The sequence below is a fragment of the Enterococcus sp. PLH-Efm8 genome (assembly GCF_053011625.1).
In genome coordinates this window covers 2,515,685-2,536,378 of sequence record NZ_CP172568.1, presented here as the reverse complement: position 1 = coordinate 2,536,378, position 20,694 = coordinate 2,515,685, and the positions used below count along the sequence as shown (strand labels likewise).

14 protein-coding genes and 3 pseudogenes are annotated in these 20,694 nt (G+C 37.9%); 13 read left to right on the top strand and 4 right to left on the bottom strand.

Annotation, left to right across the window (positions count from 1 at the left end; genetic code table 11):
- Positions 1 to 698: 698 nt before the first annotated feature.
- The 3 genes and pseudogenes from ACIFUW_RS12430 to ACIFUW_RS12420 all read left to right on the top strand — a co-directional run.
- A pseudogene (locus ACIFUW_RS12430) lies at positions 699 to 992 on the top strand (IS607 family transposase); the annotation flags it as partial.
- 671 nt (positions 993 to 1,663) lie between these two features.
- The gene (locus ACIFUW_RS12425) at positions 1,664 to 4,735 is read left to right on the top strand and encodes an MSCRAMM family protein (RefSeq protein WP_016249808.1); all 3,072 of its coding nucleotides are present in this window, start codon (positions 1,664 to 1,666) and stop codon (positions 4,733 to 4,735) included.
- Positions 4,736 to 4,737: 2 nt separating this feature from the next.
- Positions 4,738 to 5,901 (top strand): annotated as a pseudogene (locus ACIFUW_RS12420) (MSCRAMM family protein); the annotation flags it as partial.
- A 361-nt stretch (positions 5,902 to 6,262) separates the two neighbouring features.
- Here ACIFUW_RS12420 and ACIFUW_RS12415 read toward each other — a convergent pair.
- Positions 6,263 to 7,102: pseudogene (locus ACIFUW_RS12415) on the bottom strand (transposase); the annotation flags it as partial.
- Between the two features lie 152 nt (positions 7,103 to 7,254).
- On the opposite strand from ACIFUW_RS12415, the gene ACIFUW_RS12410 reads away from it, so the two are divergent.
- A complete protein-coding gene (locus tag ACIFUW_RS12410) occupies positions 7,255 to 8,367 on the top strand; it encodes an FUSC family protein (protein ID WP_002321621.1) in 1,113 nt (370 codons plus the stop codon).
- Between the two features lie 77 nt (positions 8,368 to 8,444).
- On the opposite strand, the gene ACIFUW_RS12405 is transcribed toward ACIFUW_RS12410, so the two are convergent.
- Complete coding sequence (locus tag ACIFUW_RS12405) at positions 8,445 to 8,738, bottom strand: antibiotic biosynthesis monooxygenase family protein (protein ID WP_002285944.1); 294 nt, start codon at positions 8,736 to 8,738, stop codon at positions 8,445 to 8,447.
- A 167-nt stretch (positions 8,739 to 8,905) separates the two neighbouring features.
- Between ACIFUW_RS12405 and ACIFUW_RS12400 the strand changes: the two genes are divergently transcribed.
- From ACIFUW_RS12400 to celB, 5 genes are read left to right on the top strand one after another with little or no spacing between them, the layout of a single operon-like run.
- Positions 8,906 to 9,220, top strand: coding sequence for a PTS cellobiose transporter subunit IIB (locus ACIFUW_RS12400; protein ID WP_002285948.1), 315 nt, complete (start codon positions 8,906 to 8,908; stop codon positions 9,218 to 9,220).
- A 20-nt stretch (positions 9,221 to 9,240) separates the two neighbouring features.
- Positions 9,241 to 11,220 carry a BglG family transcription antiterminator gene (locus tag ACIFUW_RS12395; RefSeq protein WP_002285949.1) on the top strand — a complete coding sequence of 660 codons (1,980 nt, stop codon included), beginning with the start codon at positions 9,241 to 9,243 and terminating at the stop codon, positions 11,218 to 11,220.
- Positions 11,221 to 11,232: 12 nt separating this feature from the next.
- A complete protein-coding gene (locus ACIFUW_RS12390; RefSeq protein ID WP_002285954.1) occupies positions 11,233 to 11,559 on the top strand; it encodes a PTS cellobiose transporter subunit IIA in 327 nt (108 codons plus the stop codon).
- A gap of 15 nt (positions 11,560 to 11,574) precedes the next feature.
- Positions 11,575 to 12,093 carry a hypothetical protein gene (locus ACIFUW_RS12385; RefSeq protein WP_002285960.1) on the top strand — a complete coding sequence of 173 codons (519 nt, stop codon included), beginning with the start codon at positions 11,575 to 11,577 and terminating at the stop codon, positions 12,091 to 12,093.
- Positions 12,093 to 13,445, top strand: a complete 1,353-nt coding sequence (gene celB / locus ACIFUW_RS12380; protein WP_002285961.1) for a PTS cellobiose transporter subunit IIC — start codon at positions 12,093 to 12,095, stop codon at positions 13,443 to 13,445. Before ACIFUW_RS12385 ends, celB begins: the two co-directional genes overlap by 1 nt.
- An 83-nt stretch (positions 13,446 to 13,528) precedes the next feature.
- Here celB and ACIFUW_RS12375 read toward each other — a convergent pair whose 3' ends face one another.
- The gene (locus ACIFUW_RS12375) at positions 13,529 to 15,034 is read right to left on the bottom strand and encodes a UDP-N-acetylmuramoyl-L-alanyl-D-glutamate--L-lysine ligase (RefSeq protein WP_002294486.1); all 1,506 of its coding nucleotides are present in this window, start codon (positions 15,032 to 15,034) and stop codon (positions 13,529 to 13,531) included.
- Between the two features lie 91 nt (positions 15,035 to 15,125).
- Positions 15,126 to 15,716: a YitT family protein gene (locus tag ACIFUW_RS12370; protein ID WP_002285964.1), complete on the bottom strand. Its 591-nt coding sequence runs from the start codon at positions 15,714 to 15,716 to the stop codon at positions 15,126 to 15,128.
- A gap of 178 nt (positions 15,717 to 15,894) precedes the next feature.
- Here ACIFUW_RS12370 and ACIFUW_RS12365 point away from each other — a divergent pair, with 178 nt between their 5' ends.
- The 4 genes from ACIFUW_RS12365 (at position 15,895) to ACIFUW_RS12350 (ending at position 20,667) form a co-directional block, all read left to right on the top strand.
- The gene (locus ACIFUW_RS12365; RefSeq protein WP_002285966.1) at positions 15,895 to 17,541 is read left to right on the top strand and encodes a putative polysaccharide biosynthesis protein; all 1,647 of its coding nucleotides are present in this window, start codon (positions 15,895 to 15,897) and stop codon (positions 17,539 to 17,541) included.
- 48 nt (positions 17,542 to 17,589) lie between these two features.
- Positions 17,590 to 18,309, top strand: a complete 720-nt coding sequence (locus ACIFUW_RS12360) for a pseudouridine synthase (protein ID WP_002285969.1) — start codon at positions 17,590 to 17,592, stop codon at positions 18,307 to 18,309.
- A 478-nt stretch (positions 18,310 to 18,787) separates the two neighbouring features.
- On the top strand, positions 18,788 to 19,735 hold the full coding sequence (locus tag ACIFUW_RS12355; protein WP_002285971.1) for an ABC transporter permease: 948 nt from the start codon (positions 18,788 to 18,790) through the stop codon (positions 19,733 to 19,735).
- An 11-nt stretch (positions 19,736 to 19,746) separates the two neighbouring features.
- Entirely contained in the window at positions 19,747 to 20,667 is a 921-nt protein-coding gene (locus tag ACIFUW_RS12350; RefSeq protein ID WP_002285972.1) for a carbohydrate ABC transporter permease, read from the top strand.
- Positions 20,668 to 20,694: the final 27 nt, after the last annotated feature.

The following is a 20,694-nucleotide window of genomic DNA, read 5'->3' as shown; positions in this document are numbered from 1 at the left end:
GTGAACTGAGACTAATGAGAAGAAAAATTCATATTGTTATGAGTGAGATTGTATCAGATGAGAATGATAAATTAAATAGGTGCATAAAAGCATTACACTTAAAATACATTGTTGCTTACATTATTACAATATGTTAATAAGGCAAAAATAAATAGATGGATTGAATAAACATATTTTTTAATCAAATAGTCCCTACTGTGACTTTCCTCAGCTATCGGTGATACTACCGATAGCATTTTTTTGCTTATAAAATAATTATAAGTATTTAGAGATTTTTCTTCTAACATTCTTCAAACAAGAAAAATCACAAAGGTTATTGTTATTTTTATATATTCTTTTTAAGAATGATTATTTTTTTATAGAAATTTTAAAAAATAAAACACGTTATTGATGGATAGTTAGTTTGTTATTTGGTAATATTATAGAAGTTGACTGGTAGTGATTTATTTTTCGTTGTTTTATAAAAATGTTATTTTTTGGAAAAATTCACAAATATGTAACGAATGTTTTTCTGGAATTTGCTGTGTTAAAAAGCAGTATGACTAATATAAATACTATTGTCATTTATGCAATTTTTTATGGATAGTAATTTTAGAGGGGAATCAATGAAGGAAGAATAGAAGGGAAAAATAGTTGCAAATACGCCAGTTAGCAAAAATAGCAATACATCTTCAAGCTTTAAAATTCGAGAGAATCATCTTGGTAGTGGAATCAACTACAACAAAAGGATTAAACCAATTAATAGATAGAATTACCAATGGAAAAATAGAAAAGGTAGTTATTCTATACAAAAGTTGTTTAATTCGCTTCGGTTATGAACTTAGTGAAACCCTTTGCAATATATGGTACAGAATATAGAAATTATTGACATTACAGAAAATGATGAAGATTTAATACAGATTGTCACTATTTGTAGATACCTTTTACAAGGAAACCGAGCCAATAAAGCTAAGAAGATGATTAAGGAGTTGATGGAAGACGATACAAGTTAAGAAAGTAAAACTACGCCCAAATAAAGAGCAAAAAGAGTAATTGGACGTGGAAAATGCAAGAAATGAACCATCGATTCGGTGGACAGTTTATTAGTAATGACGGTTTGAGAACATCCATGACGAGAATGAAGGAACATCCTAAATGCGTTTAGTTGAACCAAGTGCCAAATAATATGGCCAAATAAGCGATCAGTTATCGATGAATCCCAAGTATTCTAAACTATATATTCATTTTGATGCTAAGCATTGATATATTTTTTTGGGATTGATGAAGGTTAACCAATACAGGGACTCACTGATGAAATTCTAGAGTCTGACCTTGGTATCAACGATTTAGTGATTGTTTCTAATGGAAAAGTATAAAAGTATATAAGTACATTAACAAAATAACTATTAGGGTTACGCTCCAGCTTGTGCAAGGCACTGGCAGGAGGAATCGTGAAATCATAATTATGGTTAAGCCACACGGACAACTAAAAGTCATACAAAGCTATCGAATCAATCAACAGAAGACAATCGGCAATCATTAGCTTTGTTTACAGCTTACATTGCAACGCTTGAGTTGAACCGAAAATACGAGGGAGGTAACGCAGCCATTTTGAGTTGGGGAATCTTTTTAGAAAATTATCGGGTACCTTGTTGTTTAGTCAAAATTATAAGGGGGAGTAATAGTGAGGAACAAATTTCATAAACTGTTAAGTATGTTTCTAGTTATGCTTATTGTGATCAATCAATTTGGGAACATAACGGTTCTAGCTGAGTCTTTAGCAGAACAGCCAGAGCGTTCGCTGACGATCGAAGTTGATCAAGAGGAGGCTGCTTTGGGTGAGCAGTTCCAGTTGCGAGTCAGAGGAACACCAGACCTGCTAAATGCATTGGTCATTGATAAGAGTGAGGATTTGATTGAAGGGGAAGTGAAGCAACTCAATGATTACGAACGTCTGATTACTTATTCTTCCCAGCATTCAGGTAAATACGAATTGACCGCAAGAAGCGGTGATATTCAATCAAATACGGTCTCAATAGAAATCAGTGTACCAGAAGAAAGCACAAGTGAGTCTTTTAATGTACCAGAAGAAAGCACAAGTGAATCTTTTAATATACCAGAAGAAAGCTTAAGTGAATCTTTTAATGAAGCCAGATCATCTGAGCCATCTATAACGCAGGAATCTCAGATTGAAAGACAAGAGGAGCTCTTGAATTATGACATCGGCATCTCTGCTGAGCGCCCCACTTTGCCGAGCAGGCATACACAAACGTTAAAGGGATACATTCAAGGAGGCGCTGGCGATATTCTTGAAGAATATGGGGAGATGGTCGTACGAGTTCCTAGAGCATCGATTGGCTTAATTGAGTTCATTAGAGTGGAGGTCGCTGATGATTCACCTTTAAAGCCACTGGCATTTTACCAAGAAGGCACAGACGTTGTTTTTCCATTTACCTTTGATTATGAAGGATTAAATGAAGCCGCTCAGTCGTATACATTCAGTATCACGTTTGAAGTTGCTTTCTTTCAATCAGGCGGTACTGAGCCAAATAATGACTTTCAAGTGAGTCTTACTTATGCTGAGCGAGCAGCAAACACGGAATTTTCAATTACGCCTATTCCTTCATCAAGACCCATTTTTTCGAAATTATACTATGGCTCTAGAGAAATCGACAGCCAAGGAAATCTTGGGAATCTGCTGATTGACGGGCAAGACGTGACCAACAGTAATAAATTTATTTTGCAGGTAAATTATGAAGGATCACGAAAAGACGGTGTAGTGGTTACCGATGTACTACCGCAAGGAACAACTTTGGCACCGAATCCGACTACATGGAGTTCCACTGGAAATAGAGAACCTATTTCAGGTGGGGTTCGGATCGCAGAAGTAACGAATCCAGGTGAAGCAAACGTTAGAACTCATTATGTTTCCGAGGAATTTGTGGACAAAGTATCTTTTAATAAGGAAACGAATACACTTGTTGTGGACTTTGGTAATCTAGCAGAGGGTCAATCGTATTTTATTGAATATGCTCTTGAAGTGACCGATGTCGACTTGTTCAATGAAGGAAGACAAGAGGATGGGTTTTCTCGGAATCGAGCGAGTATGACCTACAATAATCAGGTAATGAGCCGAGACTACCGCTTGAGAATCCCTGAAAGTAATCTTCCGGCAATCTCTTTAAGAAAAAGTGTGGACAAAAATGTTATCAATCTCAATGAAAATGAACTAACGTATACTCTGCATGTCTCGATGTTTTCTGGAACAAGCAATACGCTTGTTATTGAAGATGTTTTGGAAGAAGGCATGGAATTTGTGTCATTTCTATCAGATATTCCCTCTTTCATTGATGCCGAAGTCAATAATGGAATAGTTCGTTTCAGTGCGAATAATACGATTGGTGGTCCGACAAGTTTTACCCTCTCTTTTAAGGTCAATGTAGAGGCGTATGCGGTCGGCGATCAAATTTTAAACTTTGCAACGCTTGTGAATAGTGACAATCGATTGAATACGAGTACTGTAAGAACAAGGAAAATCGATGGGCGTATTAAAGTAATTAAAACTGATGAGAATGGCCAAAGGCTGGCAGGAGCAAAATTTGAAATTTTATCAAGCGATTCACAAGTGATACAAGAAGGTATAACGGCAGAAAACGGAGAATTTTTAAGTGAACCGCTTCCTGTAGGTAGCTATCAAGTCCGAGAAACAGAAGCACCGGAAGGGTATCTTTTAGATGCGACGGTACATGATGTTTTTATAAATGAATACTCCATAGAAGAAGTGACGTTAACCATTGAAAACATCCTTGATACGGGTGGTGTTGAACTAATTAAACATGCTGAAGGCAGTGGTGAAGTCCTTCAAGGAGCTGTTTTTGAGTTACAGAACCGAGAAGGAGAAACGCTACAAACCGGTTTAACTACAGGAGAAGATGGAAAACTGGCAATTGACGGTTTAGCACCAGGAGCATATCAGCTGGTAGAAACTCAAGCGCCAATAGGGTATGAATTAGATGCGACACCAATCGAGTTTGAGATCGAAAGAAGTCAGACAGCGGTGGTAGAATTGACGAAAGAAAACCGACTTACACCAGGCGGTGTCGTGTTGACAAAGATCGATGACCAAAGCGGGGAAATCCTGCAAGGAGCTGTTTTTGAGTTACAGAACCGAGAAGGAGAAACGCTACAAACCGGTCTAACTACAGGAGAAGATGGAAAACTGGCAATTGACGGTTTAGCACCAGGAACATATCAGCTGGTAGAAACCCAAGCGCCAATAGGGTATGAATTAGATGCGACACCGATCGAGTTTGAGATCGAAAGAAGTCAGACAGCGGTGGTAGAATTGACGAAAGAAAACCGACTTACACCAGGCGGTGTCGTGTTGACAAAGATCGATGACCAAAGCGGGGAAATCCTGCAAGGAGCTGTTTTTGAGTTACAGAACCGAGAAGGAGAAACGCTACAAACCGGTCTAACTACAGGAGAAGATGGAAAACTGGCAATTGACGGTTTAGCACCAGGAGCATATCAGCTGGTAGAAACTCAAGCGCCAATAGGGTATGAATTAGATGCGACACCAATCGAGTTTGAGATCGAAAGAAGTCAGACAGCGGTGGTAGAATTAACGAAAGAAAACCGACTTACACCAGGCGGTGTCGTGTTGACAAAGATCGATGACCAAAGCGGGGAAATCCTGCAGGAGCTGTTTTTGAGTTACAGAACCGAGAAGGAGAAACGCTACAAACCGGTCTAACTACAGGAGAAGATGGAAAACTGGCAATTGACGGTTTAGCACCAGGAGCATATCAGCTGGTAGAAACTCAAGCGCCAACGGGGTATGAATTAGATGCGACACCGATCGAGTTTGAGATCGAAAGAAGTCAGACAGCGGTGGTAGAATTGACGAAAGCAAACCGACTTACACCAGGCGGTGTCGTGTTGACAAAGATCGATGACCAAAGCGGGGAAGTCCTGCAAGGAGCTGTTTTTGAGTTACAAGATGCCAATGGAACCGTTCTGCAGTCAGGTCTAACCACAGGAGCAGATGGAAAACTGGCGATTGACGGCTTAGCACCAGGAGTGTATCAGCTGGTAGAAACCCAAGCGCCAACGGGGTATGAATTGGATGCGACACCAATCGAGTTTGAGATCGAAAGAAGTCAGACAGCGGTGGTAGAATTGACGAAAGAAAATCGACTTACACCAGGCGGTGTCGTGTTGACAAAGATCGATGACCAAAGCGGAGAAGTCCTGCAAGGAGCTGTTTTTGAGTTACAAGATGCCAATGGAACCGTTCTGCAGTCAGGTCTAACCACAGGAGCAGATGGAAAACTGGCGATTGACGGCTTAGCACCAGGAGTGTATCAGCTGGTAGAAACCCAAGCGCCAACGGGGTATGAATTGGATGCGACACCAATCGAGTTTGAGATCGAAAGAAGTCAGACAGCGGTGGTAGAATTGACGAAAGAAAATCGACTTACACCAGGCGGTGTCGTGTTGACAAAGATCGATGACCAAAGCGGAGAAGTCCTGCAAGGAGCTGTTTTTGAGTTACAAGATGCCAATGGAACCGTTCTGCAGTCAGGTCTAACCACAGGAGCAGATGGAAAACTGGCGATAGATGGCTTAGCACCAGGAGCATATCAGCTGGTAGAAACTCAAGCGCCAACGGGGTATGAATTGGATGCGACACCAGTAACTTTCAAGATCGAAAAAGAACAAGAAGTGGCGATCTTTTTAACAAAAGAGAATAGAAAAGTTGCTGATAGCTCAGATATAAGAGGAAACAATCCAACAAGCAGTGGAAATAAGCATCTTCCAAAAACTGGAGAAACCATCATTAGCCAGTTTATATTGTCAATATTGGGTGTGCTACTTGTTTTCATCAGTATAAAATTTAGAAAGAAACGAAATATATGAGCTAAAATAAAAAATTGAATAAGCATAGTTTTTAAAATCAACTAGTACCCATCAATTGAATGGAAACTACCGATTTTAGAAGGGGTATACAAACAAATATTAGTATCGGAGTAGAGAAGGTTGAACCCAACCAGTAAATAAGTAAAGACAATTTTGTGCTGCGTTGAGAAGTGAAAAATAAACCTTTGTAGTAATACTAGTTAATAAAAAATATACAAAAACACTGCGAAAATCATTCTTGAGTTTCGCAGTGTTTTTTGCCTAATGACTCAAGTTTATTGGGTAATACTTTGATTTTCTTTCTACAAATAATCAGCGATCAGTTGTAATTTTTTCTCTAGTTTTAATGGCTCTTTGTCAATAAGGAGAAAAACAAGTCGGGTCTTTTGTCTCGGAAAGCTTCAACCAACTCGTGAATAAAGGTTACGCCTCCTTGAAAGGCGTGGAAAAACCAAGTAATCGATCAATCACCAATTTCGCATTTGGTAGAACATGTTTGGTGAGCTGAAAGTAGGTGGCGTTCATGTCTGTAACTAAGAATTCTATTTCTTTAGGATTAGTGCAGCTAAGGAAATAGTTTGTTAATCGAGGAATTTTTTGTGTAGGTAAATTTTCTCGATTAATTTTTCTGTCTCGCCATCCGCGGAAATAAAACTCAGTTTATCCTCAACGGAAACGTGAGAACGAAATTCACAACCCTCAACACTCAAGACAGAATTCTTTTGGAAGACTTTGGTAAATAGCTTCTCAACTCTTTCAATGTGCGAATAACGGTTGTCAAAGATACCTAACAACTTTTCGAAATAAAAAATAACGACACTTTTTCAGTCAGTAAAGAAGTGATTTTATGTCTGACATGATTTGAAATCGAGTGCCTTGGACGGATAAAATAACTTTGAGCGTTCCAATGGCTTCGACAGTTTTTACAGGTATAGCGCTGCTTTTTTAGGCGTATAACCATTGGCATATGATTATATTATTCAAAGTGGACAATGGTTTCCTTCTTCTTGTTTTTCACCACCATTAATTTCCTATTTCCATCTACCACAGCAGAACCACAATTTCTACAGACACATGGAGCAGGGAAGAGAACTGCAGCAACGATCAATGTTTTTTTCTTCTGTAAGGTTTCGTAAGAGACCTCTGTAATCATCAAATTTTTGTCTATTGATCTCAGAATTTTTTTGATAGAACCATTCATAAAGCATATCGTTCTCTCAGTTGTTTATTTTGTGGTGATTTAATCATACAAGAAAACGATATGTTTTTTTATAAAAACATGAATAGGAAAAATAGTTGACAAGAAAATGACAACGCCATATGATGTTCCATAGTATTTACAACCTGTCATAGATGACTGTAAAAAATAAAAGTAAAAAGAAAGGACGACAACAGGTGGATTTTTATCAGTCTCTACAACTAGATCCGTTTATTTTAAAACAAAAAATACGAGAAGCAGCTTCTAAAAAAGAAAAGTGCATGTATATTTGTTCATTGTTTTTACGATCATTATTCATCGTATTGTTTGCCATTTGTTTTATCATTATAATTACAACATTATTTGAATCGAAGCATAAACCATACGCTGTGGTTTTATTCTGTATGTTGATGAGTATTCGTTTTGTTGACTTTGGTTATAAGATTTCCCATTCGATCATAGGTTTAGCAATCGTCATGTTCTCACTATTAGTAGCACCGTATGTCCAGCTGATCAAATGGTCAGTTATGGGCATGTTGATTCATTTTATTTTACTAAGCAGCATATTAATGGCAACCGCTAGTGATCCCAAAATGGGGAATGCTTCTTTGTACGGCTTTTCATATCTCTTTATTGTTTATTCGTTACCTAAAGATTCGTTGAACAAGAATTTCTTTACACAAACAAGTAGCTTATTATTTTTGTTTTTTTGTTGGTTTTCAGTTCTTCTTTACAGAAAACATCGAGAAAAGAACAAAGACAAAAGCTTGTTTAAAGAGATTTTTTTGAAAGGCATGTATTCGCAGGAAAAAATTTGGATGCTCATCTATGCATTTGGCATTAGTCTTTTGATCGTTGCAGGAGAGTATGTCCCTTTTCAGCGATTGATGTGGGCAGGGTTTGCATTTTCTTCTATTGTATCTAGCTATGGATTGATGTCGATTGGTTTCAAAGAACGAGCAGTAGACCGAATCATTGGCTCATTGATTGGATGTGTTTTATTTATTGGTATCAGCCAATTTATTCCTTTTAACTGGGTCGGTATATTAGGTGGTCTAGCTTTAGGTGTTTGTTCTACCTATAGATATAAAACAGTTTTTAATTCTTTTGGTGCTTTGGCAATCACTGCCAGTTTATTCGGGGTTCCAGGAGCAGTAACGATCCGCATTTTTGAGAATATCCTTGGGGTATGTTTAGGAATCATGTATATTGGGGTGACTGAAATACTTATCCGAAAAATAAGAGAAAAACACGGTTTGAATCATTAGATGAGATCGAATAAAAAATAAGGAAAAAGTGAAGATACACATGGATGATAAATTGCTATCATTCCATGTGTATCTTTTTACGGTAAATCAGTGAAACGTTCGACTTTCATTTTTAATTTATACTTTTTACGGAGTTCGTTTATTTGAGCCATCATTTCGGATTTGTGATGCTTTTCGATTGCTTCTTCATCTTTCCAACGGTCGATCAGTAAAAGAGATTCTGGATCTTCTAGTGGAAAGTAATAGTCATATTTCTCGTTTCCTTCTTCTGCACGAATCGCTTTGACAATGTTTCTTTCGACCATTTCTTCTGCAAATTTTCTGGCTTGTCCATTTGTACTTGTATACAAAATATTCACTGTGATACTCACTAAATCCCCTCCTGAAAAAATTCTATCACTAGTATATCACGGTGCCAGAAATTATTATTCAAGATATGATACACATTTTTTCCGCAATGCTACGGAAATATATATTTTGAATAGAAAACGCTTACAAGATATGCTTGGTTTATAAAAATAAAAGGAGTGATTGATTTATGAAAAAAGCATTGATTATTTGTGCGGCAGGAATGTCATCCTCGATGATGGCCTCAAAGACAACGGATTTCTTTAAGCAAAAAAGAGAAGAGGTACTCGTAGATGCAGTTTCAGCTACAGAAGGCGATAATATGATTAAGAATAGTGATTTTGATTTATTTCTGATCAGCCCGCAAACGACGATGTTTTTGGATAAATTCAAAAAATTAGGAGAATCTGTTGGAAAGCCTGTTGTTAGTATCCCTTTCCAAGCGTATGTCCCAATCCCTACAGGCATCCAGAAGTTAGCAGAGGTGATCGAAGAGAACATATGATGGAATAGGAGTGGATGATAATGAAACAGAAGGAAAAATTGCTGTTGAGATATTTGATTGATCACAAGAAGGAGTATGTCACCAGTCAACGTTTAGCTTCTGAATTGTTATTATCTGATCGGACAATCCGTAATTACTTGCAGCGGATCAAAGAGTTAGTAGAAAAAAACGGAGGTAAGATCATTGCTAAACCAGGTTATGGCTACCAACTGCATATTTTACAAAGACTGACATTTGACTTGTTTTTGAGTCGGCAAGAAATAGTACCTGGATATGCTAGAGAACCGCAAGGATTTTATGAGTCCGAAGATCGACAAAAGTATATATTGAACCAATTGCTTTTGGAAGATGCCATTCTTTTTATGGATGATTTGGCAGAAGAGCTTTATATCAGTCGTTCCAGTTTGACAAAGGACATGCAAGAAATCAAGGAGCGATTGATTCCATATTCACTAAAAATCGTTTCTAAGCATGGTCAAGGGACATGGATCGAAGGGGAAGAAAGAAATCGACGGCATTTTATCATGGATACTTTTTTTGGAAACCATTATGGAAATTCATTGAAAGAATATTTAGGGCAAAGCCGTTTTTTCCCAGACATCAGTTTTGAAGAGCTAGTCATTATCATTCTCGATGAAACAAGAGAAGCTAAGTTAAAAGTTTCGGATTTTATCATACAGAATCTGACTTTACACTTGGCTTTGGGGATCAAACGGCTCCGAGAAGGGTTTGAAATCAAGGAATTAGGCATCGAACAAGAAGTTTCTAAGCGAGTAGAGTATCAAGTGGCGCAGCGGATCGTTCAACGTATTGAGGTAATCGCAGGTGTATCGTTTCCCGAAGAAGAAATTGCTTATTTGACATTACATCTCATGGCTAAGTCGAATCACAAAGAAAATCAAAATGATCAGGAACTATCAAAGGAATTAGCGAAAGTTCTGAAAAGATTGTCTCAGGAATTTCATTTTTCATTAGTAGAGGATCTCCAGCTTTTCAATGGACTACTCGATCATTTGTCACCGATGATGATTCGATTGAGCCGAGGTATTCGCATTGAGAACCCATTGACTGAGGAGATAAAGAAAGAAAATCCCAAAGTCTTTGACGCAGTAAAAAGGCATTTCAGCAACATGCCGGCTTTGAAAAACTATACCATCAATGAAGATGAATGGGCCTATTTGGCTTTGCATCTCATGGCGGCATTGGAAAAAGAAAGAGCTGCGCATAAACTACATGCATTGATTATCTGTGCAACGGGTTACGGCAGTGCCCAACTATTAAAGAATCGCGTAGTCAGTGAATTCGGTAAAAATATTACAGTGGTAAGTGTAAAAGGCTATTATGAGATCAATGAAACAACTTTAAAAGGAATCGACCTGATTATTTCTTCTATTGATCTTTCGACAATGTTTTTCAAAATTCCAGTTTTACATGTCAGTATTTTTTTGAATGAAGATGATGTTCGTAAAATACGAAAGGTAGTTGGAGAATCTATACCCTATCATTCCTCAGATAGACCGATACCAGCATTTTCTCTACAGCAAAAAAAGCAGATTTACACCGAACAGTTGTCTGAAAAATTTTTCAAGACTTATACGTACGAACCGAAAAAGGAAGAAATTCTTCATGATTTGCTGCAAAAGCTGAGCATAAATGAAGAAGAAGGATATATAAGAGAAATGCGAAAGCAGATCCAGCAACGTGAAAATATGGGACAAATCATATTCAGTGATACAGTGGCAGTCCCACATCCCGCTGTTCCAGTTGGAATCGAAACAAAGGTAGCCGTTGCATTGATTCCTTCTGGGATGCAGTGGGATCAATATCAAGAAATTCATTTTGTTTTTTTAGTTTCGCCTTCTTATGTCGAAAATGAAGGAATTACGGTCGTGACTAAAGCAATCGTTAGGTTAGTTGACCAGCTAAAAGTACAGCAGGAAATCTTAGCTGAACCTATTTTTGAGAATTTCAGCAGTAAATTTATCAAACTGATCGAATAAGGAGGAAAACAGATGGCTGAAAAAATAAACAGTGAAACACTACAAGTGACTTCTTTTGATATCATTTTCCATAGCGGAAATGCACGGACACTGATACATGAAGCATTTCGCTCGATGCGTAAAGAGATGTTTGAAGAAGTAGAAGAGAAGTTGCGACAAGCAAATGAAGAGATTCTTCATGCGCATCAGTCACAAACTCAACTTCTGAAAGAATATGCCAGCGGGACAAAAATAGAAATGGAAATTATCATGGTCCATGCACAAGATCATCTGATGACGACGATGACATTATTGGAAGTTGCACAGGAAATGAATTATTTGTATCAAAAAAATAAATAGAAAGGAAGGATCATTGTGCAGGATACAGTAAAAAGGAAAATCGAATTAGAAAAAAAGCAACTTAGTTTGAAAAACATGTATTTCAATCGTTATCTAATCGTACGTTACCTGACTGCCTTTTTCTTTTTCATGAACATGCAATGGATGATTCTGCTTCTATCAGCTAAAAGTTTAGGAAGTAGTTTACCGATGATTCTGATTTTAGCTATTTTGCCTGCAGTAGGAGAACAAGTAAAGCTTTATCGAAAACACCAAACGAACGTTCCATGGACAAAGTGGTATTTTTTGTTCCAGAGTGTCTTTAATTTATTAGTGATTCCAGTGTTGTTTACCTCAGGATTTACATTCTTGTATCCTTTTATGGCAAATAACAATGGAGGACAGTTATTTGTTTTCATTCTTGTTGTAAGCGGTATTTTTGCCAGTGCATTTATACAGTATCGTTTAAAGAAAATTTCACTCAACCAAGACCAACAGTATATCCGTATTAAACAATATGAAAAAGCGTTATATTTAGGAAAGGAGAATAACTAATGTTTGATTTTTTGCAGAAATACCTGATGGGACCTATGGGGAAAATTGCGCAACTTAAAATCGTTCGGGCTGTCATGGCAGCGGGGATGGCTTCTATTCCTTTCACGATTGTAGGCTCGATGTTTTTGGTTTTAAATATTTTGCCATTACCGTTCCCATTTTTAGAAGGATTTTTTAATGCAACTTTTTTCAAAGTTAGTGACTTGTACATGATCGTCAATACAATGACGATGGGGATTTTATCTATTTACTTTGCCATTGTGTTTGCTTATGAATTAACGTCAATTGAACGAGATGAACAAAAATTAAATGTTAATCCGCTCACGGGGGCATTACTATCTGTTTTTGCATTCTTTATGTGTATCCCTGAATTGATCATGACTGATGGTAAAATCAGCTTGATTGCTTCTATCAATGAGACAGAAACTGTAGTAAATGGTATTAGGATGGGCTCTTTTGTCGAACGTTTAGGAACTTCAGGAATCTTTACAGCTATTATTATGTCGATTATTGCGGTCGAATTGTATTGTATGTGTGTCAAGAGAAATTGGGTCATAAAAATGCCAGATGTTGTTCCGCCAGGAGTTTCTCGTTCTTTCACTGCTCTGATCCCAACATTTGTCATTGCGTTTGTGGTGATGATCATCAATGGATTATTAGTTGCACTAGGAACGGATATCTTCAAAATGATTGCTATCCCATTTGGGTTTGTTACGCAGTTGACGAATACATGGCTTGGTGTCATGGTGATTTATTTCTTGATCCATGCATTGTGGATCGTAGGGATCCATGGAGCGAATATCATCACTTCTTTCTTGACCCCGATCGTATTAGCTAATATGGCAGCTAACGCACAAGGCGCAAATTATCCGTTGGCAGGAGAATTCAACAATTCTTATGTAACCGTTGGTGGATCAGGTGCGACTTTAGGATTGATCATCTTTATTGCATTCCTCGCGAAATCTGATCAGCTGAAAGTGTTAGGAAAAGCCTCACTTGTACCAGGATTATTCAATATCAATGAACCAATCATTTTCGGGATGCCAATCGTCTACAATCCCTATTTAGCGGTTCCGTTTTTCTTAGCTCCGATGGCTTCTGCTACACTCGCTTATTTTGCCATTCGGCTGGAAATCGTCAAACCGATGCTTGCACAGATGCCGTGGCCTTCACCAGTCGGGATCGGAGCATTTGTTGGTAGTGGTGGTGATTGGAAAGCTGCTGTGTTAGCAGTCATTTGTGCAATCATCGCATTCATTATCTGGTTCCCATTTATCAAATTCTATGATAATAAATTATTAAATGAAGAAAGAGAAAAGGCAGCAGAATTAGCTAGTGAAAAGTTAAAATGATTTCTAAGAAAAAAGGAACTGTGACAAAAAATCACAGTCCCTTTTTTTCTTAGAAATGGGAAACCACTAGTATATAAATACCATTATTCTTCAATCAACCGCTTCACGATTGCATAATCCCCTTCATAAGGTTCATCTACACCATTGATTTTTTGATAGGGATCCACGCCTTTTCCCGCAATAACGACTGAATCTTGCGGAGCGCTTTCTGCTAAAGCGCGTCGAATCGCTTCAGGACGATCCATTTCATAATGAACGATCAAATCTGGATTAGTAATTGCTTCATTGATTTCTTCCGCGATTTTTTTCGGATCTTCAAATGCTGGGTCATCTGCCGTCAAAAAGGCGATGTCAGCTGTTTCTGATAGCACTTTTCCAAAATCATGTCGACGGGAGATTGCTTTGTTTCCTGGGCTGCCTAATACAACAATTACACGGCCATCTGGATGTTCATTTTTGGCAAATTCCAGCAATGTTTTCAAGCTTAGATAATTATGTGCATAGTCCACATAGACATGCGCTCCATTGGATTGGATCAATTGATCCATTCGGCCTGGTACACGAGCTTCTTTTAATCCGTCTTGTGCATCTTGACTGGAGGCACCTGTTAGTGCTGCGGCAATGATCGCACTGGCTGCATTTTCTTGGTTGAATCCTCCAGCCAGCAAAATATCATAAGCAGTATCGCAGATAGCTAAGCGATCTTCATGAGAAGATAAAGTAAAACCGTGAGTACCTTTATCTGAACGGATCACTTGATAATTGCTTTCTTCCGAACGACCATAAGTGATCGTTGGAATCTGGAATAGATCGGCTGTTTCCCTAAGTAAATCAAAATAGTCACTTTCATGATTTAAAACAACTGTTTTTGAATTCAAGATCAATTGTCGCTTGCAATAGAAATAGTCATCAAATGTCGGATGTTCGATCGGACTGATATGGTCAGGCGAGATATTCAAGAAGATTCCGACATCTAAAGTCAAGCCGTATACGCGTTGTGTTTTGTAAGCTTGTGAAGAAACTTCCATCACTAGATGAGTCATACCATTTTCAACTGCTTCTGACATCATACGATATAAATCTAATGACTCAGGCGTTGTCAAATGGGATTTGAAATATGTTTTGCCATCTAACGTTGTATTCATAGTAGAAAGCAATGCTGTTTTTTTATTTGTTGTGTGATCCAAGATTGCTTTTGTAAAGTACGCAGCAGTTGTTTTACCTTTTGTTCCAGTGAATCCGATCACTTTCAATTTATTTTGCGGATAGTCGTAAAAAGCCATAGCAAGAAGCGCCATTGCTTTACGGATATCCGTTACGATGATTCCTACTGCTGAATTTTCGTATGGTTGTTCTGATACATAATATTGAATACCCTGTTCGATTGCTGAATCCAAATATTCTTCTTTGAAATTCATTCCTTTACAGAAAAACAAAGTAGAAGCATCAGCTTTTCTTGAATCATAACTTAACTGAAGAAATTCAGCTTTTTCTGGTACATCAAGATGCCAGCCTCTTGTTGAAACAAATTCTTTTAATAGATTTTCTTTTAATAGTAAATGACGGATGTCTTCTAAAGAGAAGCTCATTGATTGATCCCTCGCTTTATTCAATTTCTTGGTTTATTATAGCACACTCTTTTTAATATATCGTTTGTTTCCGCTATGACAAAATCCAGCTTTATTCAAATTTTCTTGACACAGGGGACAAGCGGATGAGTATTTTCATAAACAATGAACTGACTGTAATAGATAGGAGAACGAATAGTGTCTCCAACAATCCAAAAACATAATAATTCAAAAAGACGATAAGACTATTGGTAAGTAAAAGTCCTTGCGGCATTGGAAGCCGAAAAAATTTGTGGAAAATAATCGGCGGTATCGTTATACCGCCATTTGAGGCCCCGACTGTGTACAATGTGTAAACCCCAAGACTGAACAAAAGACTTCCTGAAATCAGTGAAAAGAAATGTGAGGAGATCATTTCCACTTTTGGAACAATCTCTAAAACAACAGGAAAAAGCAGACTTCCCGCTACAGTCTTAAAAAATACTGATTTTCCTAATAGGACAGCGGCTAGAAGCAGCATCATAAGATTGATGCTCCAAACAGTAACTGAGCGTTGGATAGAAAAGGCCGTTTCAACTAAATGTCCGATGGCGCCCACTCCGGCGGAAGCTATATCGTGAGGGAGCAAGAACCAATTCAATCCAACTGTGATAAAGAAAAGACCTAAAAATATAACGGGTAGTTTTTTTATTTCTTGTGTCATTGATATCTCCTATAAATGTTAGCCATAAAAGGCTGTATATTTCTTTACTTTACCAAAAAAACGAAACCGAATTCAAAAAAACAATTGTTCTTATAAAAGTTATATAAAATCGATTGCCAGTTTCTGTTTTACCAATTAAAATGATAGTAATGTTTTGTAGAAAGTTGGAATCTGACCGATGGATAATCAAAGAAAACCAGCATTAGATCAATTAACACCGCAAGAAAAAATGGCACGAGGCTCTGCTTGGATGACCGCCAGTAATATCATTTCAAGATTGCTAGGCGCTGTCTATATCATTCCCTGGTATGCTTGGATGGGCGAAAATGCTAAGGCTGCCAATGGATTATTCAATATGGGATACAATATATATGCATTGTTTCTACTGATCTCTACAGCAGGAATACCTGCTGCGATTGCAAAACAAACTGCACGCTATAATTCATTGAATGAATATGGCACTTCACGACGATTATTTATCCGTGCATTACAGATGATGGGCGGGCTAGGCCTGTTGTTTGCTTTGTTCATGTACATCGCCTCTCCTTGGCTAGCTCATGCTTCTGGTGGCGGAGAAGAACTGATTCCAACGATGCGTTCTTTGAGTATCGCTGTATTGGTTTTTCCTTGTATGAGTGTGATACGAGGGTATTTTCAAGGCAATCAAGAAATGATGCCTTATGCGCTGTCGCAGATTGTAGAACAGGTGGCACGTATTTTTTATATGCTATTGGCTACATTCATCATCATGAAAGTCATGGATGGTGACTATGTGACGGCGGTCACGCAATCAACTTTCGCGGCATTTATCGGTATGCTAGCAAGTATTCTTGTCCTTTTGTATTTTTTGAAGAAACATCAAGCGTATACATCGGCGTTTATTCACTACAGCGAAAACAAAATAAATATTGCAACGAAGGAATTGTTGTTAGATACCGTTAAAGAAGCGATTCCGTTTATTATTGTGGGTTCAGGGGTAACGATCTTCAAATTAGTCGATCAGTTCACTTTTATGAAGATCATGTCTGCATCCACCGAGTATTCCAATGCACAGTTACTGGATCTTTTTTCGATTTTTAGTGCCAATCCAGATAAGTTGACGATGGTAGTTATTGCATTGGCAACATCGATCGCGTCTACTGGGTTACCGTTGATTACAGAAGCTGTTACGTTGAAAGATCGAGTAGGTCTGGCAAAATTGACAAGCGGAAATTTACAGTTGTTTTCATTTTTTATGTTTCCGGCGACATTTGGTGTTATGTTACTTGCCTATCCGCTAAATACATTATTTTATACACCGGATTCTCTAGGAAGTAATGTACTGATCCAAGCAAGTTTTGTAGGACTCTTCCTAGGACTATATATGCTAGTTTCCAACATGCTGCAAGGAATGTTTGAAAACAAGGCGGCAATTAATTATTTGGTTATTGGGTTTCTAGTGAAACTCCTTCTTCAATACCCAGCCATTCGTTTATTTGAAGTATACGGCCCTTTATTGGCGACAATGATCGGATTTGCTGTGTCTTGTACCTTGATCTTAAAGAGAATCCATGAAGTAGCCCGCTTTAAACCAAGTTTTGTCTGGCGCAGGACATTGCTGATCTTTATTCTTACCTTGATTATGCTTTTGGCTTCGTGGATCACAAAGATGATTTTTGGTGCTTTTTTAAACGAAGATAGCAAATTCCAGTCTCTATTGTTGATTCTTGTAGTAGCAGGTATAGGGGCTTTAGTGTATGGTTATTTAGCTTTGAAAATCCGCTTGGCAGAAAGACTACTAGGACCAGGAATAGCGCGTTTACGACATAAATTAAAAATAAAATAAGTGAATCAGAAGAGCTAGATTGATGCTCTTTTGAAATGGGGGAAACGCATGCGTTTAGATAAGTTTTTAGCAGATATGGGACTTGGCAGCCGCAAAGAAGTCAAAGGATTGATCAAAAAAGGAACGATCGAAGTCAATGGACAAGTGGTGAAAAGCGATAAAGCGCAAGTAAATGAATTCGAAGATGCGGTTACTTATTTAGGAGAAATCATTACGTATCAAAAAGATTTTTACTACATTTTGCATAAACCTGCAGGAGTCATTTCTGCTACTCAGGATAATCATGATCAAACCGTAATCGATTTATTGGAAGACCAGGATTATCGGGAAGATCTTTTTCCAGTCGGCCGATTAGATAAAGACACAGAGGGCCTCTTGATTTTAACGAATGACGGGGTGTTTGCCCATCAGTTACTATCACCTAAAAAACATGTGGAGAAAGAATATCTAGCTGAGGTTAGCGGTATAATGACAGAAGAAGATATCCGTTTATTTGCAGAAGGACTGATTATTGATGGCGATGAGCAGACATTGCCGGCAAAACTCCAAATTGATCAAGTAGATCAAGAGACAGAAACTTCAATTATCCGTCTGATTTTGCATGAAGGAAAGTTTCACCAAGTTAAGCGAATGGTCAAAGCAGTAGGAAAAGAAGTCTTATATTTAAAAAGAATCCGTATGGGAAAATTTTGGCTGCCTAAAGATTTGAATAAAGGGCAATATCGACCCATGACCAAAGAAGAGCTAGAACAAGTGAGAGAAAAATAATTGAATGGATAGCTAAAAGAATAAGCAGAGTAGTTGTAGCGCCATCTGAAAAGCAGACTTGTCCGTCTGACTTTCGGATGGCTTTTTTGTGAAATTTCGGCTTATTTCCGTAGAAGCTACTTCTGGAACACCGTTTGTTCGGAATAAGGGACTGTGACAAGACTTTTGTTACAGTCCCCATTGTTCCTTGTGACTCAGAGTTAGATAGTAAGGACACGATCTCCCTAATACTCAGGCCAAAACGCTGAATTCACAACCTCTGATAAACGGTGTTCAATCAGCTGACCCTCGGTATTAGCTCAAAAAACGGCAAAATATGAGGAACTATTTTCCCGTTTTTTTCTCTAATACTCAGGCCAAAACGCTGATTTCACAACCTCTCCTATACTTTGTTTCATTTTCCCTATACTTTGTTTATTTATTCTCATTATTGAAAGCGCTATAATTACGTTGCGAATGAATCGAAAGGGGTTTTTAGATGAAAAAACGAAAGGGGTTCAATCATTTTTTTATGAATCTATGGCGTTATAAAGCACTTGTCCTGATGGCTGTACCGGGTATGCTTTGGATGATTTTTTTCTTTTACATACCTGTAATGGCGAATGTCGTAGCATTCAAAAATTTTCATATTTCAGCAGATGGGTTCTTGGCTAGCTTGAGGGAAAGTCCTTGGGTGGGTTGGGAAAATTTCAAATTTTTATTTTCTTCGGATCAAGCATTTCTCATCACTAAAAATACAATTTTATATAATGTAGCATTTATCCTTTTGAATCTGCTGATCTCAGTCGTATTTGCAATCATTATGAGCGAGTTGAGAAATAAACGACTCGTTAAAGTTTATCAAACGATGTCCTTACTACCTTATTTTCTATCTTGGGTCATTATCAGTTACTTTGTTTACGCTTTTTTAAGTCCTGACAAAGGAATATTCAATCAGTGGATCACTGGACATGGAGGAGAAGCTGTCAATTGGTATAATGAACCGAAATATTGGCCGTTTATCTTGGTGTTCATTGGTACATGGAAAGGGATTGGTTATAACAGCATTATTTACTTTGCATCTGTTATGGGAATCGATCCGACTTATTATGAAGCTGCTATGGTTGATGGAGCTAGCAAATGGCAGCAGATCAAACATGTGACGATACCACAACTTATTCCACTAATGACGATTTTAACGATTTTAGCCGTAGGAAACATTTTCCGAGCTGATTTTGGCCTGTTTTATAACATTCCTAGGAATTCCGGTGCATTATATGATGTGACTCAAGTTTTGGATACGTATATCTACAATGGCCTGACATCCACAGGAGATTTTGGTATGACGGCTGCTGCAGGACTTTACCAATCAGTTGTCGGCTTTGTCTTGTTGATGATCACAAATACGATCGCCCGACGTTTTGATAGCGATTCTGCATTATTCTAAGGAGGAAAAAAATGAAAAAAAAGAAAGTGGAGAGAGTCCAAGTCCGCTCTTTCAATAAGACGGCTAATTTTTTCTCTAATATAATGATTGCACTCTTTGCTATTTCCTGTATTTTGCCATTTATATTTGTTATCGCCATCTCTTTTACCGATGAGTCCATATTGTCGACTCACGGGTACAGTTTTTGGCCAGAAAAGTTCAGTATATTTGGTTATACGTACTTGTTCGACCAGATGCAGGATAAAATTTTCCAAGCGCTTTTCGTCACTGTACTTGTTACTGTTTTAGGTACACTGATCAATAGCACGGCTACTTCTTTATATGCTTATGCGATTTCACGGTCAAACTTTCCATTCCGTCGTTTTTTTACCGTTTTTTGTTTGATTACGATGTTGTTCTCACCAGGGATGGTGGCCAATTATCTTGTTATGACAAATCTTCTTCAGTTAAAAGATACGATTTGGGCATTGATCTTGCCAATGGCTGTCAGTCCCTTCAATATTATTGTGATGCGCACATTCTTTAAACGTTCGGTCTCTGATTCGATTATTGAATCGGCACGGATCGATGGAGCTAGCGAACTGCGAATATTTGTTCAGATCGTTTTACCGTTAGCTGTTCCAGGTATTGCGACAATCAGTTTATTTGCCGCATTGGGTTACTGGAATGACTGGTTCAATGCTTTACTATACATCCAAGATGATAAGCTAGTTCCACTACAGTATCTTTTGATGAAAATCCAAAGTAATATTCAATATCTGACACAAAATTCAGGAGCAGGAAGCCAATTGACAGGCGGATTAGCCTCAGTTCCAGGAGAATCTGCCAGAATGGCGATCGTAGTCATCTCGACGTTGCCTATTGCGATCAGCTATCCATTTTTCCAGAAGCATTTTGTCAAAGGTCTAACAATCGGCGGAGTAAAAGAATAAAGAAACAAAAATATAAATCATAAAATT

What these genes read in the sequence shown, in the direction of transcription:
- ACIFUW_RS12410 (WP_002321621.1), top strand. Translation starts at nt 7,255, where the DNA reads ATGACTGTAAAAAATAAAAGTAAAAAGAAAGGACGACAACAGGTGGAT.
- ACIFUW_RS12400 (WP_002285948.1), top strand. Translation starts at nt 8,906, where the DNA reads ATGAAAAAAGCATTGATTATTTGTGCGGCAGGAATGTCATCCTCGATG.
- ACIFUW_RS12395 (WP_002285949.1), top strand. Translation starts at nt 9,241, where the DNA reads ATGAAACAGAAGGAAAAATTGCTGTTGAGATATTTGATTGATCACAAG.
- ACIFUW_RS12390 (WP_002285954.1), top strand. Translation starts at nt 11,233, where the DNA reads ATGGCTGAAAAAATAAACAGTGAAACACTACAAGTGACTTCTTTTGAT.
- celB (WP_002285961.1), top strand. Translation starts at nt 12,093, where the DNA reads ATGTTTGATTTTTTGCAGAAATACCTGATGGGACCTATGGGGAAAATT.
- ACIFUW_RS12375 (WP_002294486.1), bottom strand. Translation starts at nt 15,034, where the DNA reads ATGAGCTTCTCTTTAGAAGACATCCGTCATTTACTATTAAAAGAAAAT.
- ACIFUW_RS12370 (WP_002285964.1), bottom strand. Translation starts at nt 15,716, where the DNA reads ATGACACAAGAAATAAAAAAACTACCCGTTATATTTTTAGGTCTTTTC.
- ACIFUW_RS12365 (WP_002285966.1), top strand. Translation starts at nt 15,895, where the DNA reads ATGGATAATCAAAGAAAACCAGCATTAGATCAATTAACACCGCAAGAA.
- ACIFUW_RS12360 (WP_002285969.1), top strand. Translation starts at nt 17,590, where the DNA reads ATGCGTTTAGATAAGTTTTTAGCAGATATGGGACTTGGCAGCCGCAAA.
- ACIFUW_RS12355 (WP_002285971.1), top strand. Translation starts at nt 18,788, where the DNA reads ATGAAAAAACGAAAGGGGTTCAATCATTTTTTTATGAATCTATGGCGT.
- ACIFUW_RS12350 (WP_002285972.1), top strand. Translation starts at nt 19,747, where the DNA reads ATGAAAAAAAAGAAAGTGGAGAGAGTCCAAGTCCGCTCTTTCAATAAG.